Below are 20805 nucleotides of genomic sequence, written 5' to 3' on the forward strand. Positions count from 1 at the left end.
TTCCTGTGCGAAGGGGATATTGTTGTAATGTGAGAAAGGAGCAGGCTCATTTGGGGGCTTGTCTTGGCGAAACAGGTTCAAACGTGGTACGTCACGAAAATAATAAAAAGCCCGCTTCCGCGGGCTAAGGTTTTAACAAGGGTTACTCTTCAGTATCGACATTGTGATACACCTGTTGAACGTCTTCGAGGTCTTCGATCGCATCAAGCATCTTCTCGAATTGGGCCTGGGCGTCGTCGGCAAGCGTCACGTAATTCTGGGGGATCATGGACAGCTCGGCGACGGCGAACTCGGAGATGCCCGCATGCTTGAACGCTTCTTGGACGGCATGGAATTGCTCCGGATCGGCGTATACGATAACGGTGTCGTCTTCTTCAACGACGTCGCGGACGTCTACATCCGCTTCGAGCATCAGATCGATCACTTCGTCGGCCGTCTTGCCGTTGACGCCGATAACAGCGGATGCGTCGAACATGTATGCGACGGAGCCGTTTACGCCCATGTTGCCTCCGTTCTTGCTAAAAGCCGCTCGGACGGCGGAGGCCGTACGGTTCACGTTATTTGTAAGAGCGTCGACGATCACCATCGAGCCGCTAGGCCCGAAGCCTTCGTATCTCAGTTCGGAGTAGCTCTCCTCGGAAGACCCCTTCGCCTTGTCTAGGGCTCTGTCGATAATGGCTCTCGGCACGTTGTATGTCTTAGCCCTTTCAAGAACGACCTTGAGCGCGCGATTCGCTTCCGGATCCGGCTCGCCTTTTTTGGCTGCTACGTAAATCTCGACGCCGAACTTGGCATACACGCGACTTGTATTGGCATCTTTGGAGGCTTTCTTCTCCTTAATATTGTTCCATTTGCGTCCCATTCTTCTACCTGCCTTATATCGATATAAAAGCCCGTTAGGCAATATTTTGATAGTACGATATGCGAATGTCAAGCTTCGACACGCGGTTTATCCTTTGCAACCCGGCGCCTTTTATACGCAAGCGGGCATTTTTAAGTGCAAAATAACAGTTTGACAAGAACTTGCATCGTCTCCATCAATTGATCCAGCGGCGCTCTGCTTACCGATAATCGAAGCGCGTTTTCCTGTGGCGTATCTCCGTGAACGGCGTTTAACCTTAACGAATCGAAGCCGAAACTGCCGCCTGAGACCAGCTGCAATCCGGGCGGTGCCAATCTCACGCATGTATCGATTCGCTCCTGATACGCCTGCTCGGGTAGATTGCCGTCCAACTGGATATAAAAAACGGAACCGATCCAAGGCTTCCCTTCAAGCATAAATTCGTCGCAGGGATTAACGGATAGGAAAAATTGCCGGATATGGCCATAGGTCTTCAAACACGACAAGAACGCACGCATCCAGTCTGCATTTCGGTTTAATCGATCGAGACGCGCAGAGACCGTAGCCAGATCCGGCACCGGCAGCTGACGAATGTCCAGCGGGCTCGCGCCGGCGTCCAAAATAGAAAGCAGTTCAATCCAACGCTCATGGAATGACGCCTCACGCATCGCTTGTCCGCTGACGACCAAATATCCGACGTTTGCCAGATCAAAGCCATATTGCAAATATTTGATCCCGCTCTCCACGCTTATGAGAACGATATGGGAAGGCAGGCTTTCTGCGTAACGTTCGAACATACGGTTCGAAATGCCGGTAAGCGTCCGATCCACAATGACGAAAAGCAACCGATCCTCGTACGGCCGATGACGCTGCAAGCAATCGAACAATTTGCTCAGGCTGACAGGCTGCCTGACGGGCCAGCATTGACCGGGGTCGACGATCAGGCATCCGATCGGCTGAGAAGACTCAAGCAGGTTGTAGATTATTTCCGGGGCTGCTTCCTTTATGTCGTCTACCAATGTCCGGGCTAGCTCGACGCCTTCGCCATAAAAGCCCGACTGAACGATGCACGGCAAACGATTGCCTGAGGAGGACATGTACGCGACGATAGCCAGCTCCAGCGCTTTCATTCCGGATGTCGTCAAATAAAGCGAGGTTCGGGTTCGCAGTTTGTCTGGTATGTAATAAAAGGCTTGCAGCGCCGCATCTTCATAATCCTTTACCGCTTCGCTGCCGTAACAGCGCTGGTAGGTCCCTTCCTCCTCTTGGGCGAATCCGGCTTCGTCGGTTAACGATTGCCGCTCGCCATGAAGCTGTTTGCCGGGCGTCTGCCAATCGCTGCCCGATACGATGCCGCCAAGCTGTTTATACAGCTTGCGGATCTCGTATTTTAGCGTCAAGTATGCGTGCCAGGTGCATAAAGCAGGATCTTCGATGAACGACGACGCTTTACGATCAAGCGCCTCCAACTGGCGTGCGAACGCTGCGGCAAGTTCCAGCTCGAACGGAGCATCTGGATAGATCGCTTTATAAAACCCCAGTTCACGCCGAATGCCCTCCAGCAGCCATCGTAGTTCTTTCGCATCCACTATGCGGTCTTTGATGCCGATAGCGGCAAGTGCTGCCGTGTCCGCCGTCTTAAAAGGTTGTCCATCCGCAACTCGACGCCAGTCCCACGTTTGCGGATCTAGAGCTGCTGCTTCCGTTGGCTGAGTTTTAATCGGCACGCTCTGTCCCCCTCAAAGAATGTAAGCGCATGATGGCCTTTTTACCCCTTATCCATGATGAGCAAACGCCAATTAGAGGTCCTGACGGACCTCTCGCGAACTTGACGATTTCATGCCTTCGCTGTCTTTGCAGCTTCATCTTCCTTGGGACGTATCAGGAACATGGTCAGCAATGAAGCCGCGAACGCGCATACCACCATGACCCAAAAAAAACCCGAAACGGACTGCTGCATAAGAAGGGAAGCGACCGGCGGACCAGCGGCTACACCGACGAATCGCATGCTGCTATAAAAGGAGCTGATCGAACCGCGCTGCTCTTTTTCGATTCCTTCGGTCACAAACGCATCCAGACACGGCAAAGCCGCTCCGATGCCAAGTCCAGCCGCACTTAGCAACGAAATTTGTCCGACCGTTACGTCCCAGATCAAACAACCAGCAACGGATAAAGCCGTAATGAAAAAGCCTAAGGTTACGGTCCACTTCATCAATTTTTTGCGTCGTCCGATCCATTTGCCCGCGGCAAACGATGCCGCACACAGTACGGCAAGCGGAATAGCCAGCACCAGGCCCTTCAGGATGCCTTTCATATGGTGCTCTTTTTCGAGCGTCTCGGACAAGTAAAATAAAAGGCCGAACAAAATGAACATGGTGAAGCAAATGACGATAAACAGGGCTGTCAGCCAGCGCGCTTTTTCTTTATACAATTTCCAGACGGTACCGATAAACACTTTGGGACTCGGCGGTTTCTCTTTTTTATCCGTTTTCGGGGGCCGCACGAGCCACAAGACCAGCACGATGGAGACGGCGCATAGCACTGGAATCGACCAGAAGGGCGTCCTCCACGCGATAAGCGCGAGCGCCGATCCCAGGATCGGACTTAAAACTTTGCCAAAGGTGTTAAACGTTTCTATCAATCCAAGTCCGGTGCTGACCTGTTCCTCGTCCTTGAACATGTCTCCGACGAGCGGCAGCACGATGGGCATGGCGCCGGCTGCGCCAATGCCTTGAATCGCGCGACCGGCGAGCAGCAGACCGTAGCTGTTCATTCCCGCCGCCCATATGCATACGCCCCCTCCTGCAGCCGCCAGGACGAGACTGGGAATAATGATCCTTTTGCGTCCGACACGATCGGACAAATAACCAGCGACCGGAATAAGAATAATGGCCATGATGGAATAAACGGTGATGACCAGGCTCGACTGTAACGCAGATATGCCTAGCGCCCGTTCTATCGCCGGGAGAACGGGGATCAGCATCGAATTCCCCAACGTCATGATGAGTGGGATCGAGGATAGCGCAAGAAGTGCCGCAGTTTGTTTGTGATTTTGAGACTGCTTCATTTCGGCAACCTTCTCCTCATCGTCGATTGTCGTCAAACCGTACTTAAGGAATTTGTCCTGCCATACTGTTTGCATCTCACGTTCATTCCATACATGACGACGATCAAAGCAGCCTCCATTCGCAAATCAGACAAAGTTTATTCCCCTGCATCTCCGCGTTTAAAGTCCCCCCCATCCTGCTCATCAGGCCGCGAGCAATGGATAGGCCAAGACCTGACGTAGACCCGGAACGTGACGCATCCGCCATATAAAAACGGTTGAACAGCAGCTCCGTGTCCGTGCCGTTCAATTGTGGCGCCGCGTTCGAAAGCGTGAGAACCGCCGATTCGGAACGGATTACAAGTCCGATTTCCAGGCTGCCGGTCGCGTGCTTAATTGCGTTGAAGACAAGGTTTTCGACGACTCTACGCACTGCGGATTCATCCGCTTGAATCTCGATGGCTCGCGATTCCAGCTGGAACGTGGGCGTGAGCCCCTTTTCCATCATCTGATCGTGAAACCCGATCAGTATATCGGGCAGCAGCTTATCAAGACGAAGCTTGCCCAGCTTTAAGGCATAATCCGTAGAGTCGATCATCGCCAATTCGTAAAAATCGTATAGCAAAGCTTGCAGCCGCAGTGTACGCTTGCGAATGACGCCGAGCGCTTCACTCCGCTCGTCTTCGGACAGCTCCCGAGAATCAAGCAGCTGAATGTACCCGAAAATGGACGTCAACGGCGTCCGTAAATCGTGCGAGATATTCGCCACGGCCTGCCTGAGCTCTTCTTCGGTCCGCCTGCGCTCCGCCTGCGCATGCACGATCAGATCCGTATGTCGATTGATCTCGATCGCAAGCGACTCCAGGTCGCGATCCGGCATGCCGATCGCAAGCTTGCCCGCGTACTCGCCGTCGTTGTATCTTCGCAAATGCTCGGTGAAATGGCGAATCTCCCTTTTCGCCAAAAGCAATCGCAGCAGACATAGCGCAGCCGTTAATCCTGCGACAATGACGACGGCTAGCAGCACGCGCGTTCCTCCTTCGGAACTTACTTTATTTCTTTTCGCCTGAAGATTGCGATCGATACAGCCACAAAAGCAATAGACACGAGCACTGGAACATAGATGCTTTCGGCGAAATGGGCCGCGCTCATTTGGGGCTCCGCATAATTGTTAATCAAGTTAAATATCGAATGTTCGTAGAGGGTCCGAACGAACGGCAGATGCCGCCCCGCCAACATATAAATGCCGTCCGCGAAGAAGTAAAATACAAAGGCTACGCCAAGCGTCTTGCCGCCGTCCGTCAGCAGCGTCGCGATCGCGCCGGTGACGGCTCCAAAAGCGGCCCCAAGCGTAATCGTAAGCGTAAAGGACCTAAGCATAAACGCCGTCTCTGAAACGCCTTGTAAGTCCCCCAGACCGAAAAGTGCGGTCCCCAGCGCCAGATTCACGACCGGGAAAACGAGGGCGATCAGTATAGAGCCGAATATAAACACAATGACCTTGACCGTAATGTACTTGGCCCGGCCGTAGCCCGATGCAACCGCACGCTTGATCGTTCCCGTCGCGTATTCGCTCGAGATAAAAAAACCGGCCAATACGCTGAACCCGATTTTGATGATATAAGTATTGCCGGCCATTGCTGCGGTGAGCATATCGAGTCCGCTTATGGCCGTAAGCGCGCCTCCGTCGTCTGGATCGTCGAAATAGTTGAGCAGGACGTATGCCGTCGCAGAGACAAACAAAACGGCCAGCAGAAGCCAGAACGAACGGTTGCGCTGCAGCTTGTACCATTCGGACCGCAGGAGGTTAAGCATGCTCGCCGCCCCCGATCCGAGAAGTGAAGTAGCTCTCCAAGTCTTCGCCCATCGGCAAGAACTGCTCGAGAGCAAGCCCTTCCCCGACTAGCATGGAAGATACGACTGCCGGATGATCCAAATACGCATACAAGCGAATGCTACCGTCGTTAGCCACCTCGAACGCCGTCGTCGCCAGCTCCCGCTCGAGCGCGGCAGCGGCACGTTCGGGCCGATCGACCTTGATATGGATGAACTGTCTGCACTTCTCCTGAAGCTCCTTGCTCGTCAGTTGCTCCAGCAGCTTCCCTTTGTGAATGATGCCATAATGAGTGGCGATCAGGTGCAGCTCGCTCAGTATATGGCTCGAGATCAGAATCGTGATGCCCATCTCCCGGTTGAGCTTCATAAGCAGGTCGCGCATCTCGACGACGCCCATCGGATCGAGCCCGTTCGTCGGCTCGTCAAGAATAAGAAATTCAGGCGATCCTAGCAGCGCGACGCCCAGCGCCAGACGCTGCTTCATGCCGAGAGAGAAATTTTTCGCTTTTTTTCTCCCGGTTGCCGACAGTCCGACCAGCTCAAGCGTCCGCTTCAGACTCTCGCGGCCCGGAATGCCCTGCTGCAGCCGGTGCGCCTCCAGATTTTCGGCCGCTGTAAGCTGCGGATACAATGCAGGGCTCTCGATCGAGACGCCCATTCGCTTGCGCGCCCGGACAAGCTCGGGACCGCCCGTAGCCCCGAACAGCTCCACCGTGCCGGATGTCGGGAACGCAAGCCCCGTTACAAGCTTCATCAACGTCGATTTCCCTGCGCCGTTTTGCCCGATGAAGCCGTAAATCGTCCCTTGCCGGATCGTCAGATCTACGCGGTCGAGCGCAGTTTGGCTTTTGTACTGTTTTGTCAATTGATGGGTTCTTAACACGAATTCGTTCAATTGTTCCAGCCTCCTCTTCTTGGCTTAAGTGTAGAGGCCGATTCATAAGAGTCGGTAAAGCAGAATCATAAGAAATCCTTAAGATTTGAGACGATAGCCCATCCCCCAGATCGTCTCGATATATTCCTCCTCCGGATTAGCTCTCGCCAGCTTGTTCCGCAAATTGCTCATATGTACGTTGATGACGTTCTCCCCGCCGCCGAGATAATCTTCGCCCCATACGCTCTCGAACAAGTTCGCCTTGGCGAACAGCTTCTTGGGAGAAGACAAGAGCAGCTCCAAAATGTCGTATTCGCGCGCGGTCAGCGCCAGCCGTCGGTCACCGATGGCGGCCGTCTTCGCTTCAGGATCGATCGATAGATCCTTATGACGCAGCAGATCCGGTCCATGCGCCTGCGTCTGCGGCAGCCTGCGGTGCCTGCGCAGCACCGAATCGATGCGCGCAACGACCTCGTCCAGATCGAATGGCTTGGTTATATAGTCGTCGGCCCCGGTTTTAAGCGCCGCTATTTTCGAATGCTGCTCGCCCTTGGCGGAGATGACGATGACCGGAAATCCGTACCGTTCGCCGATCTCCTCCAGCAGCGCTTCCCCTCGCTTGCCCGGCAGCATCAGGTCGAGGAGCACCATCGCCCATTCGCGCTGGTCTAAATATAACGCTGCTTCCGTACCCGAATATGCCGGCTGTGGCTCGTGTCCGCCTGAGCGCAGCACGCTGCAGAGCAGGCGATTGATATCGTCGTCGTCCTCGACGACCAAGATGTGCAGGCGTTCAGCCATTTTCCGACGCTCCTGTTCGACTTGTCAAGTTATCGCCATTATAGCATGTCGTATAAGGGCGAATAACAAGTATCCGCTCCCTTTCATACATTGGAATATTCCAAATTCGAGCGAGGGAGACAACGCCTCTATGATCGTAGTCGTAACAGGCGGTGCAGGCTTTATCGGTTCTCACTTGTCCGAAGCGCTCCTCGCCGCCGGAGCGATCGTCCACGTCATCGACAACCTGTCTTCCGGCTATCGCGCCAACATCCCCTCCGGAGCGGTCCTACACGAAACGGATATTCGCTCTCCTGAAGCGCGGTCCCTCATCGCAGGAATTCGGCCGGAGGCAGTCTATCATTTGGCTGCCCAAGCGGACGTCCAACGCTCGCTTGCCGACCCTGCGGAGGACGCGAGCGTCAACGTAAAGGGCACATTGAACATGCTGAAAGCCAGCAGCGAGGCCGGCGTGCGAAAGTTCGTCTTCGCCTCGACGTCGGCCGTATACGGCAATGTCGCAAAGGATGTCGTATCCGAACGCGAAAAGGCAGAACCGATGTCTTTCTACGGCCTGTCCAAGCGTACTGCGGAGCAATACATCCGGATCTATAGCCATTTGTACGGCTTGGACTACACAATCCTCAGATACGGCAACGTCTACGGCCCGCGCCAGACCCCCAAGGGAGAAGGCGGCGTCGTGGCCGTCTTCCTGGACCGGCTTCGCCGAGCCGTCCCGCCGACCGTGCACGGCGACGGGGAGCAGACGCGCGACTTCGTCTACGTCAAGGACATCGTCGCCGCCAATTTGGCCGCCTTCGCGCGCGGCGCTCGCGAAACGCTTAATGTCGGCACCGGCCGGGCCACCTCCGTCAACGAGCTGCTTCGTCTGCTCGAGCAGTGCAGGGGAGCGCCGATCGCGTGCAGGCACGCCCCCGCCAGAGCCGGCGATATCCGGCACAGCCGCCTCGATCCGCGCAGGGCGAGGCGCGTCCTGCGGTGGGAAAGCGTCTACGACACGGCTGCGGGCATCGCCGAAACTTATGCCTCCACTCTGCCCTCCAGCCGGTAAGGCCCGTTCATGATGGCGAGACCTTCCGTCGAACGGACGCAAAGGTAATACAGCTGGTCCGGCAGCCCTCCGGTCGTCCGGTATTCCAGCCGGGTGACCGCGCTAAGGAAGCAGGATTCAAGCGACCACTCGACGATGTCTCCGTCCGGCGCGTCCTTCTTGAGTGTCACCTCAAGTTCGCCCATGTCGAAGGTCCCCGGATTGGACCAGCCGATCTCGATGCGCAGGACGACCTCGTCCGAGGGGGCGATCCCATGCAGACTGACGGAAGTGAGCACGACCTCGTCGCGAATCGGAAACGGCGGGAAGCTGCCGAGCTCAGCGCCGGTGTTATGCTTGTATTTGATCATGTCGGATCCTTCCTTTCCAAGCGTTAATTGAACGGATAAGGAAAAGCAATATACATTCACTGTCTAACGGTTGGTTTGTTCCAATTCGCGAAGCATCTGCAGGAAGCCTTCGCAATATAGATGCGGTGCGAACCGGCTCCTGACATGCGCTGCCGCCTCGTCCCGGATGGATGCCCGGAGCCGGCGGTCGGTCAGCAGTCTGACGGCTGCTTCGTACGCCTGGTTAATGTCGCCCAGTGTGTAATAAATTCCCGTCCGCTCGTGGAAGATCGAGGAGGATACGCCGTCAGAATCGCTGGTCAGCACCGGGCAGCGGCAGCTCATCGCCTCCAGGATGGCGTACGGCGCGCCTTCGACCTTGGACGTGGAGCACAGGAAGCCGCCGGAATCGCCGATATAAGCCAGATGTTTGCGCATGTCCGCGTTCGGCACGTTCGGAAAAAAAATAATGCGATCGCGCAGGCGGAGACGGTCGATCCACAGCTCCATCCGCTCCCGCTCCTCGACCACAGCGAGAGCGGGATCCTCGTACATCCGCAGGCGAACGCTCCGGTCAAACTCATGGATGAGACGGGCGCCGATCAACAGAAATTCGAGCCAGTTCTTGTTGTCCTCGATTCGTCCGATCCACGCGATCTCGGGCCCGGGAGCAAACCCGACGCATTCGTAAGCAAAAGCCTCTGCGTCGAAGCAATTATGCAGACGGTACTTCGGTACGTCCGGGAAAAACTCGTCGAATATCGAGTCGATGTGCGGCGTGTAAGGATTGAGCAGCGCAGACGCGTAACGCTGTACGTAGGGGATGGCCTCTTGAAGCTCCCTGCGCGCAACGGCTTTAGGACCGAAGCCTTGGATCTCCAAGATAAGCGGCCCGCCATAGCCGAGCATGCGAAACTTTTTGAGCGACATGTAATCGGAGGTCACGACAATCGCGTCGAACCGGCCGTCATCGAGCAGCCGCTTGATCTCGATGTCGTCGCTCGTGACGGTTACCGGCAGTCCCGCGCTGTTCTGAAGTCCCGCTCCCGACTCGAAGTAGAGGCAATGACCGTCCGCTCCATAGCGGCGAAGCGCCCGGATCCGCTGTCTGTTGAGCGTTTCCACGCCGCCGCTGGGCACATAATAGGCAAAAAGCAGCTTCAACGGTATGGCCCCCTCCCCCAACCTCAATGAATTCGCTCAAAATGCGTTTCGGTAAACACTGCAACCAAGTTGCCTGCATTTTTGACTTTTATCGAGATACCGATATCGTCATACTTTTTCGTATTGGTAATCATCAACAGCGCGAACGGCTGCTCGTACGTGTACATATTCTGCAGCCGTTTGCTCCCGCCGCCACGGACGCTGACCAGCATCTCATAGACGATTCCGGCCGGTCCTGACATCTGGATCCACACATTGAACTCCTCCGCGCCCTGGTTCACGATGTCCACTTCGAGCATGCCGACGAATCGCGAATCAATCGGCATCTGAGCGCCGGCTTCCATCTTGAAGACGGACATGGATTCACCTTCTTGTTCGCTTGATGGTATACGATATTCCGGCGCGTTTTATCGGTTAAGGCATCTATCCGTGTCCGGGACCAGATTCGGCGATCGCCCTGCAAGTTCGTCCAAACCTTTTTGTTGCGCATAGCATTTATATAAATGAAACCTGCTGTTAACCGGGAGGCGAACGCGAATGCGACTAGCTGACATCGAAGGGGAATACGACGGCATCTTCAGTCTTGGCGAGCTGTGCCTATCGTCCATCCAGCTCGAACGTTGCGGCCTCCGGCCGTTTGCGGGACCGTTGGACTGGATGAGCACGCCTCGGCTCGCGGATGTAAACCGTCTGGTGGCCAACCGGTTCCAAGGATTCATGGACCGAGATCATCTGACTTACGTACAGAATGCGAGCGACAAGCTGTTCTTGGTGAAGGAAAACGTATATAACGCCTTCTCCAACCATGATTTTTTCGTTCACCGCAATACGCCGGAGCTGCTCGAGGACCATCCTGCCGTCAAAATCAAGTATGATCGCCGCGCGGCGCGCCTGCTTGAAAAAGCGGAAACGGCCCGCAAGCTGTTATTCGTGCGATGCGGCGGTACGATGGACGAAGCGAGCGGTCTCCAAGAGGTGCTGTCGGCTCTCGTTAAAAGCGAGTACCGCGTGCTGCTCGTCAATCATACCGAAGTCGATACGCTCACGGAGACCGATTGGCCGCTGGAACGCGTATGCACGGTAGAGCTGCCCGGACATCCCGACGTCATCTGGGGCGGCAACAACGCCTATTGGGATCGAATGCTCTCCGGCATCTCGTTTAAAGAATCGCTCTAAACGGCGTTTCCGAGCCCAAAGCTGCGAACAGCCTTTCCGGCTGCGTCGCAGCTTTTTTACGATTTCATCCGACGACGGGCAGCCTCAGGGTCACGATCGGCAGGTCGGGCAGCTTGTAGTCCTCCGGCACGGAATGATATATACGGTTCCAAACTTCGTAATTAACGGCAAGATCCGGACCTGCAGCCGCCTCGGGATCGAATATGGCCGCGAACAAAGCGCCGGGCACTAGCATATTGTCGGGTGTCATGGCACTCCCCTCCCTCCGCTGCGCGCAATAAGTCCCGCCGTTTCATAAACGTCCGCGAGCCGCTCGATCATTGCATCCATCGACCAGTGAGACTCCGCCCATAGCTTCGACGCATACGCAAGCCGCGCGCGATAGGCGTCGTGCTGCAGCAGATCGTACAGATAGGCGCACAGCATGCCGGTATCGCGACTTGGGAAGACGAGCCCGGTCGTGCCGTGGTCCACCATCTCGGGCAATCCGCCCGCGTCCGAGACGACAACGGCCGTTCCAGCGAGCTGCGCTTCGATCACGGAGATCGGCTGATTGTCCAGAATGCAGGAATGGACGAATATATCGGTCATGGCGAGCATGGCCGGCGCATCCTGTCGGAAGCCCCAAAAAACAATATCGTTTTGCAGCCCGAGCTCTCTCGCCTGCCGTTCGAGGTCGCCTCTTAGCTCCCCGTCGCCGATAAGCCAGCAGACCCAGTCCTGCCGAACGTTCTTTAATTGGGCGAGCGCCGTAATGAGCAGATCGATGCCTTTGACGAACGTCAGGCGCGCGGAGCAGGCGATCACCTTCTTGCCTGCCGGCTTGCGCACCGGCGTCGCGAGTACGCTGCGGGCACGGAAGGTATCCGTATCCAGGCCGTACGGGAACACCTCGATGCGCGAGGGGTCGACGCCAAAGTCGCCGGTCAAGATTGTTTTCATCCATTGATTGGCGGTGACGGCGACATCGGCGGAGGAGGCGCCGTAGTATTCCATCGCATGGCAATAACGCCAGGCCGGCGAGTGCTCGCCGATGCCAAGCTCCGGATGATCGCGGAAATGCGCGCGCAGCTCGTGGGCGACTGAGCCGTGAATATGCGCGACGAGCGGCGTATGCTTCGGTTTGACCCTTGCCAGGGAACGCGCGGAGAATACATCCTGCGCATGAATGACGTCGTATTCGTCAAGCCCGAAGTACGCGGCGGCGAGCTCGAGGCAATAGCGGTCGATCTCGTACTGACGGATGACCGGATCGTCCAAATAATTCGCTGCGCCTGCCACACGCAGCTTGGAGTCGATCATCGGCATGACGTGCGCCTTCTCGAAAACTCTGCCGTCGCTGTACATGTGGTATTTGGTATAATCCGGACTGTGCCCGAATAGGTCCACCTGATGTCCGCGCTGCGACATCGCTTTGCGAATCTGCTCCATGAACGCGTGCACGCCGCCGACATGCGGCAACAGCCAATAGGTGGCCAGCAGTATTTTCATCCGAACGTCCCTCCCTTCGCGAACAAGGTCGCGATGCGGTGACCGTAAAACGCGCGAAGCCCGTCATACTCGGCCATAAGCCCGGGTCGATTCTGAACCGTGCCCATCCCGCCGTGCATCCGGTATTCCGTCAGCGGTACCGCCAAATAATCGATACGGATGCCGCTGAGCACGGTCCTTGCCCAGTAATCGTAGTCCTGCGTAAATCTCAGCGACTCATTAAAAGTCCCTACGATCGAGAAAATGTCTCTGCGAAGCATAATCGTACAGCCGTTGATCGCATTCGTGGTTGCGAGCAGACGCATGAGCGCGAGACCGTCGGGATATGCCTCGCCATAGCGGCTGTCGACCACCGTGCCGCCCCCGTCGATGACGGCAAAATCCGTGCAGCAGATCATCGCGTCCCGCTCGCGCATATAGGTCAGCTGCCGCTCGATCTTATCGGGACGAAACCGGTCGTCCGAGCTGAGCCAGGCGACGTAATCTCCGGAAGACGCTCGGATGCCTGCATTCAGCGCGCTGGCCGTCCCGCCGTTCGCCTTGCCGATATAGCGCGCGCGACCGGCATAGGCGGGGAGAATACGGTCCGCGTGCAGCGTAGAACCGTCGTCGACCACAATGATCTCGATCGGCCGGTACGTTTGCGCGAGCACGCTGTCGATCGCTTCGTTTACGTAGGGATCGTTGTAAAACGGGATGACGACGGACACGATGGGATGCAAGCCGATTCTCCTCTCGGGGGGCAAGTGGCCGGACCGATCGGTTGATCGGCCGAAGCGCCCGTCGTATATCTTATTGCGCAGCCGGGACTCGCGCATAGTTGAGTCGCCCCGCCGCATCCGCCTAAATCAGCGCCAAACTCAAAAAAGCTTCGCGGGTTCGCGAAGCTCCTGTCCTTGGCATGGACGCTTATTTGCCTATTCTGCTTAAAAATTGATTCATGAGCACCGGCAGCGAAATCAGGATCGGCGGATCGTCCGGCCTGGGCGGATACAGCTTCACCTGCTGCGGATGAAGCTCGCCGTGCGGTCCGACGAACAACGGCGCACGGGACCTGGTACGCAGCGTCCGCTGCGGCAGCAAGAAGTCCTTGGCCTGCATCTCCCAAGCGACCGACGTCGCCATCAGGTAATAGATGCCGGGTCTTACGCCTCTAAATGCGAACCTGCCCAGCCCGGGCAGCAGCGTGCCGTAGATCGGCAAGCCCTCCGGAATCGGCCTGGCGAACAAGCCGATCAGCACGATGCCGTCGAACGGCTCGTCGGCGACGACGGTACCGGTCACCGGCATGCCTCCCGCCTCGGAGGCCGCCGCATGCTCCTGCCAATCGGACAGCTCGCGCAGCGTCCGCAAGTACCTGGCGGCCTCCGGCTCCGACTGGCGGAACTCCCCCGGCGTCATTCCTACCCGCTCGGTAAACCGCGTCGTAAAGGTGCCAAGGCTCTGCTGTCCGATCTCGAGACCGATCTGCCTGACGGACAGGTTCGAATTGAGCAGCAGATCCTTGGCTCGCTGCAGGCGCAGCGACGATACGTAATAAAGCGGCGGAAGACCGATTCGTTCCTTAAAAATCCTCGCGAAGTGATAAGAGCTGAAAGCGACGTGACGGGCGAGGCGCGACAACGGCAGAGGCTCGTCCAGATTCCGGTGAATGTAGGCGATCGCCTCGTCGATCTCTGCATATCGGACGTTCATGTCTTCGGCCCTTTCCATCTCATGGAATCGTATTCTTTTCCATTCTAAAGGGGCTCGGCCGCTTTTTCAACCTATTTATCGAACATTTGTTCGCTCGAAATAAAATAATCGCTTTTAAGCGCTTCACCGTCCCCTTGTCCGGTGGACGCAATGAAACGAAGCGCCGCCGAATTGACGCGGTAGTGGAGCTTGTCCGGTCCAGGACCGTCGTACAGCAGGTACCCGAGTCTCGTACCGCCGAGCCGGCTCGCGATCGCCGTGCGTACGACGCCTCCCCGATAATCGGCCTCTCTTCGTACCAGGCCCTCGTGAAGCGGCTTCGTAAAGCTTGGCCAGCCTGTCCCCGAGTCAAACTTGTCCTCTGAGCCGAAAAGCGGATCGCCCGTGACAATGTCGACATACATGCCCGCTTCAAAGAAATTCCAGTATTCGTTATCGAATGCAGGCTCCGTCTCGCCGTGCTGGGTGACCTCGTACTGAATCGGCGTCAGCCTGCGTCGCAGACTAGCTTCGTCCTGCTTGGTCCGCCAGGCGCGGCGCAGGTAGTCATCGCGTCCTGAGCCTTCAGCGTAAAGCTTGTAGTGGCGCACATGCGTCTTGTAATAATGCTGATGCTCGTCTTCAGCCGGATAAAAAGCGCCGGCGGGAACGATCTCCGTAACGATCCGGGACTTGAATCGGCCGCTGGACGCGAGCGCTTGCTTCGACGCTTGGGCAAGCTGCCGCTGCTCCTCGTCATGGTAAAAAATCGCCGTCCGGTACGAGCTTCCCCGGTCGCCGAACTGGCCGCCGCCGTCCGTCGGATCGATCTGCTGCCAAAAAATGTCGAGCAGCCGCTCGTACGGAAACAGGCTTGGAAAAAAAGCGATCTGCACCGCTTCCGCATGCCCTGTCGTCTCGCTGCCGACAGATTCGTAGGTCGGATGATCCGTATGCCCGCCGGTATATCCGGAAGTAACGCTAAGGATGCCGGGCAGCTCGTCGAACGGTTTGACCATGCACCAAAAGCAGCCGCCCGCAAAAGTCGCGAGCGCAGGGCGTCCCGTCGCGTCTTGATCAGTCATCGGAAATCCTCCTTATTCTGGCTGTGGATACCCAGTCAGACATAGTTAGATGCACAAGCTATCCGGTCCGTCGCGCATAAAATGGAGGAAGCAAAGGTTGATGCCTCGCCGGTTCCATTCGCCGGCGGCGCGATATAACGACAGTCGGATCGGAGCCGTATAAAGCTATCCTAAACGATTCGAGCCGTCGAATAAAGGAGGTGACCGGCTATGGCAGTTCGGCCGAACGCGCGGGCGCGCAAAAACGTACGAACCTACAAAGGTCAGCCCGTTTGCGTATTGATGAAGGACGGAACCTACTACGTAGGGCTTATCGGTCAAATCAAGGGCGGCGAGCTTATGCTCTCCGGCGTGCGGGGGGCTGAAAAGTGGAACCCGCAGGCCGCGAAGCGGTCCTGGCAGAAAGCGAAAATCAGCGCCCTGGGCGCTGCGACAGAAGCTGCGGCAGCCCCAGCCCTTGGAACGGCAGCGGGCACCGGCGCCGGCGGCGTCAGTCTTGGCGGCGGGTTTGGCGGACTCGGCGGGATGGACGACCTGATGGGCTTCATGCAGAAGGCGCTCCCGCTCATGAAAATGGGCATGGACATGATCAAGACGATCATGCCGCTGATGAACGGACTGAAGCTCTAAGTCCGCATCGGTCATCATCGGCGGTATGTGCCGGCACATAACAAAGGAGCGAACCGACCGTCCCCGGCGTTCGCTCCCTTTCGTTAATGTCCTTTTTTACGGATCTGCTTGTCGTGATCCTCGCCCCACTCCTTGGCTTTGGCCGTGGCGATCGAGATCGCACGAGACTCGGAGTAGCCGTCCTTCAAGAGCTCGTTGGCGATATCGATCGCCTTGTTGCGAACGGGCGCCATGAAGTTTTTCAGCGAATCGGGATAATCGTCTTTGTCCCAGGGCATAGCCATTCCTCCTGTCGGTATCGTCTAAGGTTCGTCTCTACTTCCTTGGACGAACACGGGCAGGTTGAATCAGCGCAAATCTGCGCAAGGCTATAGCTTACCGTAGTCCCGCACCGGTCACGACAAGATTTCTTCGATCCGATCGATCGTCTCCCGAGACAGCGTGACGCCGGAGGCTTTTACGTTTTCTTCGAGCTGCGACGTCTTCGTGGCGCCGACGAGCGCGCTGGCCACGCTCTCGTGCCGCAGGATCCAAGCGATCGCAAGCGTGGACAGCGACAGCTCCAATTCCTTGGCGATCGCGTCAAGCTTTTCGACCTTTTGCAGATGCGCTTCGGTCAAAAAGCCTTTGATCCACATGTTCGTCTTGGGATCCGCCGCACGGCTGTCCGCCGGCAGTTCCTGTCCGAGCCGGTATTTCCCCGTCAACGCGCCTTGCGCGAGCGGAGAAAAGACGACTTGCGACAGCCCGTTCTTCTCGCTGACCGGCAGCACGTCGCTCTCGATGTTGCGGTAAAACATATTGTATTGCGGCTGATTGACGACGATCCGGTCGAGCAGGTATTTGTCCGCCACCTGAAGCGCCTCTTGAATCTGCGCCCCCGTCCACTCGCTCACGCCGACGTACAGCACTTTGCCCTGCCGAACGAAATCCTCGATCGTCCGCAGCGTCTCCTCGAGCCGCGTGTCGGGATCGTAGCGATGACAGTAGAAAATATCCACGTATTCCTGCTTCAGCCGCTTCAAGCTGGCATTCAGCTGCTCGTGCACATGCTTGCGGGACAAGCCGCGATCGTTCGGTCCGTCGCCCATCGGCCAAAATGCCTTTGTTGCCAGCACGTACGATTCCCGCGGATAACGCGGCAGCACCTCGCCAAGCATACGTTCGGCTTCGCCCCGCTCGTATACGTTGGCCGTATCGATAAAGTTGATGCCGAGCTCGAATGCGCGATCGATCAGCTTCGCGCCGGTATCCTGGCCGACGGTATGACCGTAGGTCATCCAGCTGCCGAAACTGATCTCGCTAACCTTGAGGCCTGTTTGTCCCAATTTTCTGTACTTCAAGTCAAACACCTCTTCCCTCGATTGTGAACGCGCGTTCAAGATTGTAACATGCTTTTCCGGCCATATCAAATGCGCCGATCAACTGCGCATTCGCAGCCGATCGGCGCAAGTCATATCCCTTACAAGTCATCTCCCTTAATCGAACGCTGCTGCCGTCTGCCTCTGCGAGACTGGCGTCTCGATCGCGGATACGATCGGCAGCCGAAGCGAGAATTCGCTGCCTTCCCCCTTCGCGCTGCGCAGCGACAATGTCCCGCCAAGCAGCGTGGCGAGCTGCAGGCTGATGGACAGCCCGAGTCCCGTACCGCCGAACCGACGGTTGATGGAGCCGTCCTCCTGGCGAAACGCTTCGAAGATCAGTTCCTGCTTACTCTTGTCGATGCCAACGCCCGTATCCTTCACCGTAAATACGACATAGCCCCGTCCCTCTTCGTTGAGCTGCCTTTCGGTCGAAACGAGAAGCGCCGCATAGCCGGCATCCGTGAATTTAATGGCATTAACGAGCAGGTTCCGCAAGATTTGACCCAACCGCAATCCATCGGAAAGCAGCGTCTGCGGCACGTCTTCATCGATATGCAGGCGAAGATCGAGACTTTTCGCTTCGGCGAGCGGCTTCATCTGGCGATGGAGCAGCTCGACCGTGTCGGTTAGCGACAGAATATCCAGTACGATATCCATTTTGCCGGCCTCGACCTTGGAAAGATCCAAAATATCGTTGATCATGTGCAGCAGCTGCTCGCCTGAAGCCTGAATGATGTGTGCGTACCGGCGATTGTCTTCGGTACGGCCCCCTTCTTCGTTCTCGGCGATCATCTGCGACAGCAAAATGATGCTGTTGAGCGGCGTCTTAAGTTCATGCGACATGTTCGCCATGAACTCCGACTTGTACTTGGAGGCCTGCAGAATCAGCTCAGCCTTTTCCTCCAGCATCTTCTGCGAATCGAGCAGCTGCAGCGTGCGTTTTTCCAGCGCTTCGTTGGTTTCCTTGAGTTGAACGGCCCGCTGCTGGTCGAGGAAGAAGTCCCTGATAATGAACAGGAAAAAGGTCCCAAGCAAAATGGTCGCCGGCAGCGAATAGGGCATCACATGCGATGCGTAATTAACGCGATCGACCGCTCCGTAGACAAGGATGCCTGCGACCTGCAAGGTGTTGATCGCTAGCAGCGATATGGCCGCTTTACGCGGATACCCCAAAGCCGGTCTGCGCTTATAAAGACTGACGAGTCCCGCGCCGGCGATTCCGAGCGTAGAGATGTTGCAGAATGCGGTAAACGCGGACGCCGACATCCCGTTGATGCCGAATCGCGCCAACGCGATACCGAAACCGATCGCCAGAATCGGCCTCGGATCGCGAAAAACGAGCGTGGCGAAAATGATCGGCACGTTGCGCAGGTCGAATATCGCAGACCCGTTATAACGGACGCCGAACTTCATGGCAAGCCATCCGAGCGCGATAAAGCCGATCACCATGACAGTCTGCTTGATCGGACCGGACGTATGTTGAAACAAATATTTATAAATGAGGTTAAATAAAAACGTAAACGTGATCAGGATGGTGATGCTCATAAAAAAAGCCGCGCCGATCTCCATCTCACACCTCCCGACTCTTATAGTGTACATCATAAGAATCGGGACCGTATAGCCATAAATTGTTACAGAATGCAGCCTTTGCACTTATTTGAGGAACTGTAAAATGGCCTCGAGCGACTGCTTCGGCACTTGTCCGATCAAATCGCCCTTGTCGGCGAGCCTCGCTTCGATCGTTTGGAGCGTGAACGCGCGCGGATCGGCGCCCTTCCTCACCTCGTCCCAAGTCAAAGGCGTCGATACGGTCGCTTCCGGACGTCCGCGCGGCGTATAAGGGGCCGAGAGGCTCTTGCCGGCGGCATGCTGGACATAATCCACGTAAATCAGGTCTTTGCGGTTTTTGATCAGCCGTTCGATCGTGAACAACTTCGGATACTTTTCGGACAAATACTTGCCTACGAAGCCGCCCGCCTTGCGAAGCTGCGCGAAGCTGTAGCCCTTACGCACGGGGATCACGATCTGTACGCCTGTCGCGCCGCTCGTTTTGGGCACGGATGCGATACCCATGCCTTCCAGCGCTTCGCCTATGAGCGAGACTGCCTCCATCAGCCGGCCGCGCAGCGATTCGCTTGGATCGATGTCCAGCACCCACTCCGCCGGCTCCTCTCCGCCTATATACTCGAACGAAGGATGAAATTCGAGCGCGGCGAGGTTGCCCATCCACAGCAAAGTGGGCAGCGTATCCGCGACAACATAGCGAACCTGATCGCGCACGGCGGTTCGGACGTAGGGCGGCAGTGGCTCGGGCGCATTTTTCTGGTAGAAGGCTTTGCCGCCTGCTCCATCCGGGTAACGGATGGCCGTCATATAACGGTCCTTGCAGTAAGGCAGCAAGTAAGGAGCGAGCGCGACGAGCTTTTGCAAATACAGAGCCTTGTTGATGCCGGCTTCGGGCCACATCGGCTTGTCCGGATTCGTCACCTTGATCTCGCAGCCTTCGACTTCGATCGAATAAACGTCCGAGGCGCTCATAGCGGGATCCCCTCCAGATCGATCAATTTGGGATGGCGCAGCAGTCCGGCGTCCGTCATCTCCCTCCCGCTGACCCTTCCCGCAAGCGGAATGTCCAGCCACCTCACATCGGCGCCGCGAAGGCCCTCGGGCAAGATGTCCCAATAATCGGCGCGGGATCGGCTCGCGGACAGCTGTCGAAGCGCCGCCTTCGCCTTGTCGTTAAGGCCGGACGACACGCGTCCCATATAGAGGTCGTCTTTGCGCATGACGAGACTGGAGACTCGCCCTTCCTTCCAGATGATCCCCACGATATCGACGTCCATGTGGTGGACGGTCTTGCGCTTGAGCCAGTCCCGATGCTCCTTGCCTTCTTTATAGAACGAAGCCTTCTTCTTGCTGACGACGCCTTCCCATCCGTTCGCTTCGACCCAGTGCCATAACGCTTCGCCGTCGTCAAACTCGTCGGCTACGTAGAAGGGCGACTGCCATCCCTGCGTCAGACGAATCAGCCGCTCCCTGCGTTCCGAGTAAGGAAGGCGGCGAAGGTCCTGGCCGTCCGCGGCGAGCAGGTCGAATAAAATATATTGAACGGGGTGGCGCCTGGCCGAAGCTTCAATAAGCCGCTCCCCCAGCAGCTTGCCTCTTTGCTGCATAAGCTGGAAGCTGGGCCTGCCGGTACGCGGATCCAAAATGACCGCTTCTCCGTCGAGTATGTAGTCCCCCGGCCGGGTCGCGAGCGCCGCGGTCAGCTCGGGGTAGGAATCGTTTTGCAGCAGCATGCGCTTGGAATACAACCGGACGCGATCGCCCCGCACCTCCGCGATGAGGCGATAGCCGTCCCATTTAAGCTGGTGTACCCATGCGCTTCCCGTCGGGCTTCGGTCCTCCGCGACGGGAGACATCGGGGTAAATGGTTCCATCGA

The 20805-nt window shown here is 56.8% G+C and carries 23 protein-coding genes; 3 read left to right on the plus strand and 20 right to left on the minus strand.

What is annotated here, in order from left to right:
* Window positions 1-142 precede the first annotated feature (142 nt).
* From KB449_RS13585 to KB449_RS13615, 7 genes are all read right to left on the minus strand, one after another.
* On the minus strand, window positions 143-862 hold the full coding sequence (locus KB449_RS13585) for a YebC/PmpR family DNA-binding transcriptional regulator (RefSeq protein ID WP_282908896.1): 720 nt from the start codon (window positions 860-862) through the stop codon (window positions 143-145).
* A gap of 131 nt (window positions 863-993) precedes the next feature.
* On the minus strand, window positions 994-2568 hold the full coding sequence (locus tag KB449_RS13590) for a hypothetical protein (RefSeq protein WP_282908897.1): 1575 nt from the start codon (window positions 2566-2568) through the stop codon (window positions 994-996).
* 110 nt (window positions 2569-2678) lie between these two features.
* Window positions 2679-3908, minus strand: coding sequence for an MFS transporter (locus KB449_RS13595; protein WP_282908898.1), 1230 nt, complete (start codon window positions 3906-3908; stop codon window positions 2679-2681).
* 103 nt (window positions 3909-4011) lie between these two features.
* A complete protein-coding gene (locus tag KB449_RS13600) occupies window positions 4012-4914 on the minus strand; it encodes a sensor histidine kinase (RefSeq protein ID WP_282908899.1) in 903 nt (300 codons plus the stop codon).
* Between the two features lie 20 nt (window positions 4915-4934).
* Entirely contained in the window at window positions 4935-5702 is a 768-nt protein-coding gene (locus KB449_RS13605; RefSeq protein ID WP_282908900.1) for an ABC transporter permease, read from the minus strand.
* A complete protein-coding gene (locus tag KB449_RS13610; RefSeq protein WP_282908901.1) occupies window positions 5695-6618 on the minus strand; it encodes an ATP-binding cassette domain-containing protein in 924 nt (307 codons plus the stop codon). Before KB449_RS13610 ends, KB449_RS13605 begins: the two co-directional genes overlap by 8 nt.
* A gap of 78 nt (window positions 6619-6696) precedes the next feature.
* A complete protein-coding gene (locus tag KB449_RS13615) occupies window positions 6697-7398 on the minus strand; it encodes a response regulator transcription factor (protein ID WP_282908902.1) in 702 nt (233 codons plus the stop codon).
* Window positions 7399-7528: 130 nt separating this feature from the next.
* Here KB449_RS13615 and KB449_RS13620 point away from each other — a divergent pair, with 130 nt between their 5' ends.
* Window positions 7529-8449, plus strand: a complete 921-nt coding sequence (locus tag KB449_RS13620) for an NAD-dependent epimerase/dehydratase family protein (RefSeq protein ID WP_282908903.1) — start codon at window positions 7529-7531, stop codon at window positions 8447-8449.
* Here KB449_RS13620 and KB449_RS13625 read toward each other — a convergent pair.
* From KB449_RS13625 to KB449_RS13635, 3 genes are all read right to left on the minus strand, one after another.
* Window positions 8419-8799, minus strand: coding sequence for a hypothetical protein (locus tag KB449_RS13625; RefSeq protein WP_282908904.1), 381 nt, complete (start codon window positions 8797-8799; stop codon window positions 8419-8421). The two genes, KB449_RS13620 and KB449_RS13625, sit on opposite strands and share 31 nt — an antisense overlap.
* A 63-nt stretch (window positions 8800-8862) precedes the next feature.
* Window positions 8863-9942, minus strand: a complete 1080-nt coding sequence (locus KB449_RS13630; RefSeq protein WP_282908905.1) for a glycosyltransferase family 4 protein — start codon at window positions 9940-9942, stop codon at window positions 8863-8865.
* Between the two features lie 23 nt (window positions 9943-9965).
* Window positions 9966-10301, minus strand: a complete 336-nt coding sequence (locus KB449_RS13635) for a hypothetical protein (protein WP_282908906.1) — start codon at window positions 10299-10301, stop codon at window positions 9966-9968.
* A gap of 178 nt (window positions 10302-10479) precedes the next feature.
* Between KB449_RS13635 and KB449_RS13640 the strand changes: the two genes are divergently transcribed.
* Window positions 10480-11118, plus strand: a complete 639-nt coding sequence (locus KB449_RS13640; protein WP_282908907.1) for a DUF1796 family putative cysteine peptidase — start codon at window positions 10480-10482, stop codon at window positions 11116-11118.
* A 64-nt stretch (window positions 11119-11182) separates the two neighbouring features.
* Here KB449_RS13640 and KB449_RS13645 read toward each other — a convergent pair whose 3' ends face one another.
* The 5 genes from KB449_RS13645 to msrA form a co-directional block, all read right to left on the minus strand.
* Window positions 11183-11368, minus strand: coding sequence for a hypothetical protein (locus KB449_RS13645; RefSeq protein WP_282908908.1), 186 nt, complete (start codon window positions 11366-11368; stop codon window positions 11183-11185).
* Window positions 11365-12609, minus strand: coding sequence for a glycosyltransferase family 4 protein (locus KB449_RS13650; RefSeq protein ID WP_282908909.1), 1245 nt, complete (start codon window positions 12607-12609; stop codon window positions 11365-11367). The genes KB449_RS13645 and KB449_RS13650 overlap by 4 nt, the downstream gene beginning before the upstream one ends.
* On the minus strand, window positions 12606-13331 hold the full coding sequence (locus KB449_RS13655) for a glycosyltransferase family 2 protein (RefSeq protein ID WP_282908910.1): 726 nt from the start codon (window positions 13329-13331) through the stop codon (window positions 12606-12608). Before KB449_RS13655 ends, KB449_RS13650 begins: the two co-directional genes overlap by 4 nt.
* A 187-nt stretch (window positions 13332-13518) precedes the next feature.
* Complete coding sequence (locus KB449_RS13660; RefSeq protein ID WP_282908911.1) at window positions 13519-14304, minus strand: helix-turn-helix domain-containing protein; 786 nt, start codon at window positions 14302-14304, stop codon at window positions 13519-13521.
* A 71-nt stretch (window positions 14305-14375) separates the two neighbouring features.
* The gene (msrA, locus tag KB449_RS13665) at window positions 14376-15368 is read right to left on the minus strand and encodes a peptide-methionine (S)-S-oxide reductase MsrA (RefSeq protein ID WP_282908912.1); all 993 of its coding nucleotides are present in this window, start codon (window positions 15366-15368) and stop codon (window positions 14376-14378) included.
* A 210-nt stretch (window positions 15369-15578) separates the two neighbouring features.
* On the opposite strand from msrA, the gene KB449_RS13670 reads away from it, so the two are divergent.
* Complete coding sequence (locus KB449_RS13670) at window positions 15579-15998, plus strand: hypothetical protein (protein ID WP_282908913.1); 420 nt, start codon at window positions 15579-15581, stop codon at window positions 15996-15998.
* 83 nt (window positions 15999-16081) lie between these two features.
* On the opposite strand, the gene KB449_RS13675 is transcribed toward KB449_RS13670, so the two are convergent.
* The 5 genes from KB449_RS13675 to KB449_RS13695 all read right to left on the minus strand — a co-directional run bounded on the left by KB449_RS13675 (window position 16082) and on the right by KB449_RS13695 (window position 20802).
* Window positions 16082-16276, minus strand: coding sequence for a DUF2188 domain-containing protein (locus KB449_RS13675; RefSeq protein WP_282908914.1), 195 nt, complete (start codon window positions 16274-16276; stop codon window positions 16082-16084).
* A gap of 117 nt (window positions 16277-16393) precedes the next feature.
* A complete protein-coding gene (locus KB449_RS13680; RefSeq protein ID WP_282908915.1) occupies window positions 16394-17341 on the minus strand; it encodes an aldo/keto reductase family protein in 948 nt (315 codons plus the stop codon).
* 135 nt (window positions 17342-17476) lie between these two features.
* Window positions 17477-18931, minus strand: a complete 1455-nt coding sequence (locus KB449_RS13685; protein ID WP_282908916.1) for an ATP-binding protein — start codon at window positions 18929-18931, stop codon at window positions 17477-17479.
* A gap of 84 nt (window positions 18932-19015) precedes the next feature.
* Window positions 19016-19900, minus strand: a complete 885-nt coding sequence (locus KB449_RS13690) for a DNA polymerase domain-containing protein (protein ID WP_282908917.1) — start codon at window positions 19898-19900, stop codon at window positions 19016-19018.
* The gene (locus KB449_RS13695; RefSeq protein ID WP_282908918.1) at window positions 19897-20802 is read right to left on the minus strand and encodes an ATP-dependent DNA ligase; all 906 of its coding nucleotides are present in this window, start codon (window positions 20800-20802) and stop codon (window positions 19897-19899) included. Before KB449_RS13695 ends, KB449_RS13690 begins: the two co-directional genes overlap by 4 nt.
* Window positions 20803-20805 lie beyond the last annotated feature (3 nt).

It is taken from the genome of Cohnella hashimotonis (assembly GCF_030014955.1).
GTDB lineage: Bacteria > Bacillota > Bacilli > Paenibacillales > Paenibacillaceae > Cohnella > Cohnella hashimotonis.

What these genes read in the sequence shown, in the direction of transcription:
- KB449_RS13585 (WP_282908896.1), bottom strand. Translation starts at nt 862, where the DNA reads ATGGGACGCAAATGGAACAATATTAAGGAGAAGAAAGCCTCCAAAGAT.
- KB449_RS13595 (WP_282908898.1), bottom strand. Translation starts at nt 3,908, where the DNA reads ATGAAGCAGTCTCAAAATCACAAACAAACTGCGGCACTTCTTGCGCTA.
- KB449_RS13605 (WP_282908900.1), bottom strand. Translation starts at nt 5,702, where the DNA reads ATGCTTAACCTCCTGCGGTCCGAATGGTACAAGCTGCAGCGCAACCGT.
- KB449_RS13615 (WP_282908902.1), bottom strand. Translation starts at nt 7,398, where the DNA reads ATGGCTGAACGCCTGCACATCTTGGTCGTCGAGGACGACGACGATATC.
- KB449_RS13620 (WP_282908903.1), top strand. Translation starts at nt 7,529, where the DNA reads ATGATCGTAGTCGTAACAGGCGGTGCAGGCTTTATCGGTTCTCACTTG.
- KB449_RS13625 (WP_282908904.1), bottom strand. Translation starts at nt 8,799, where the DNA reads ATGATCAAATACAAGCATAACACCGGCGCTGAGCTCGGCAGCTTCCCG.
- KB449_RS13635 (WP_282908906.1), bottom strand. Translation starts at nt 10,301, where the DNA reads ATGTCCGTCTTCAAGATGGAAGCCGGCGCTCAGATGCCGATTGATTCG.
- KB449_RS13640 (WP_282908907.1), top strand. Translation starts at nt 10,480, where the DNA reads ATGCGACTAGCTGACATCGAAGGGGAATACGACGGCATCTTCAGTCTT.
- KB449_RS13645 (WP_282908908.1), bottom strand. Translation starts at nt 11,368, where the DNA reads ATGACACCCGACAATATGCTAGTGCCCGGCGCTTTGTTCGCGGCCATA.
- KB449_RS13650 (WP_282908909.1), bottom strand. Translation starts at nt 12,609, where the DNA reads ATGAAAATACTGCTGGCCACCTATTGGCTGTTGCCGCATGTCGGCGGC.
- KB449_RS13660 (WP_282908911.1), bottom strand. Translation starts at nt 14,304, where the DNA reads ATGAACGTCCGATATGCAGAGATCGACGAGGCGATCGCCTACATTCAC.
- msrA (WP_282908912.1), bottom strand. Translation starts at nt 15,368, where the DNA reads ATGACTGATCAAGACGCGACGGGACGCCCTGCGCTCGCGACTTTTGCG.
- KB449_RS13670 (WP_282908913.1), top strand. Translation starts at nt 15,579, where the DNA reads ATGGCAGTTCGGCCGAACGCGCGGGCGCGCAAAAACGTACGAACCTAC.
- KB449_RS13675 (WP_282908914.1), bottom strand. Translation starts at nt 16,276, where the DNA reads ATGCCCTGGGACAAAGACGATTATCCCGATTCGCTGAAAAACTTCATG.
- KB449_RS13685 (WP_282908916.1), bottom strand. Translation starts at nt 18,931, where the DNA reads ATGGAGATCGGCGCGGCTTTTTTTATGAGCATCACCATCCTGATCACG.
- KB449_RS13690 (WP_282908917.1), bottom strand. Translation starts at nt 19,900, where the DNA reads ATGAGCGCCTCGGACGTTTATTCGATCGAAGTCGAAGGCTGCGAGATC.
- KB449_RS13695 (WP_282908918.1), bottom strand. Translation starts at nt 20,802, where the DNA reads ATGGAACCATTTACCCCGATGTCTCCCGTCGCGGAGGACCGAAGCCCG.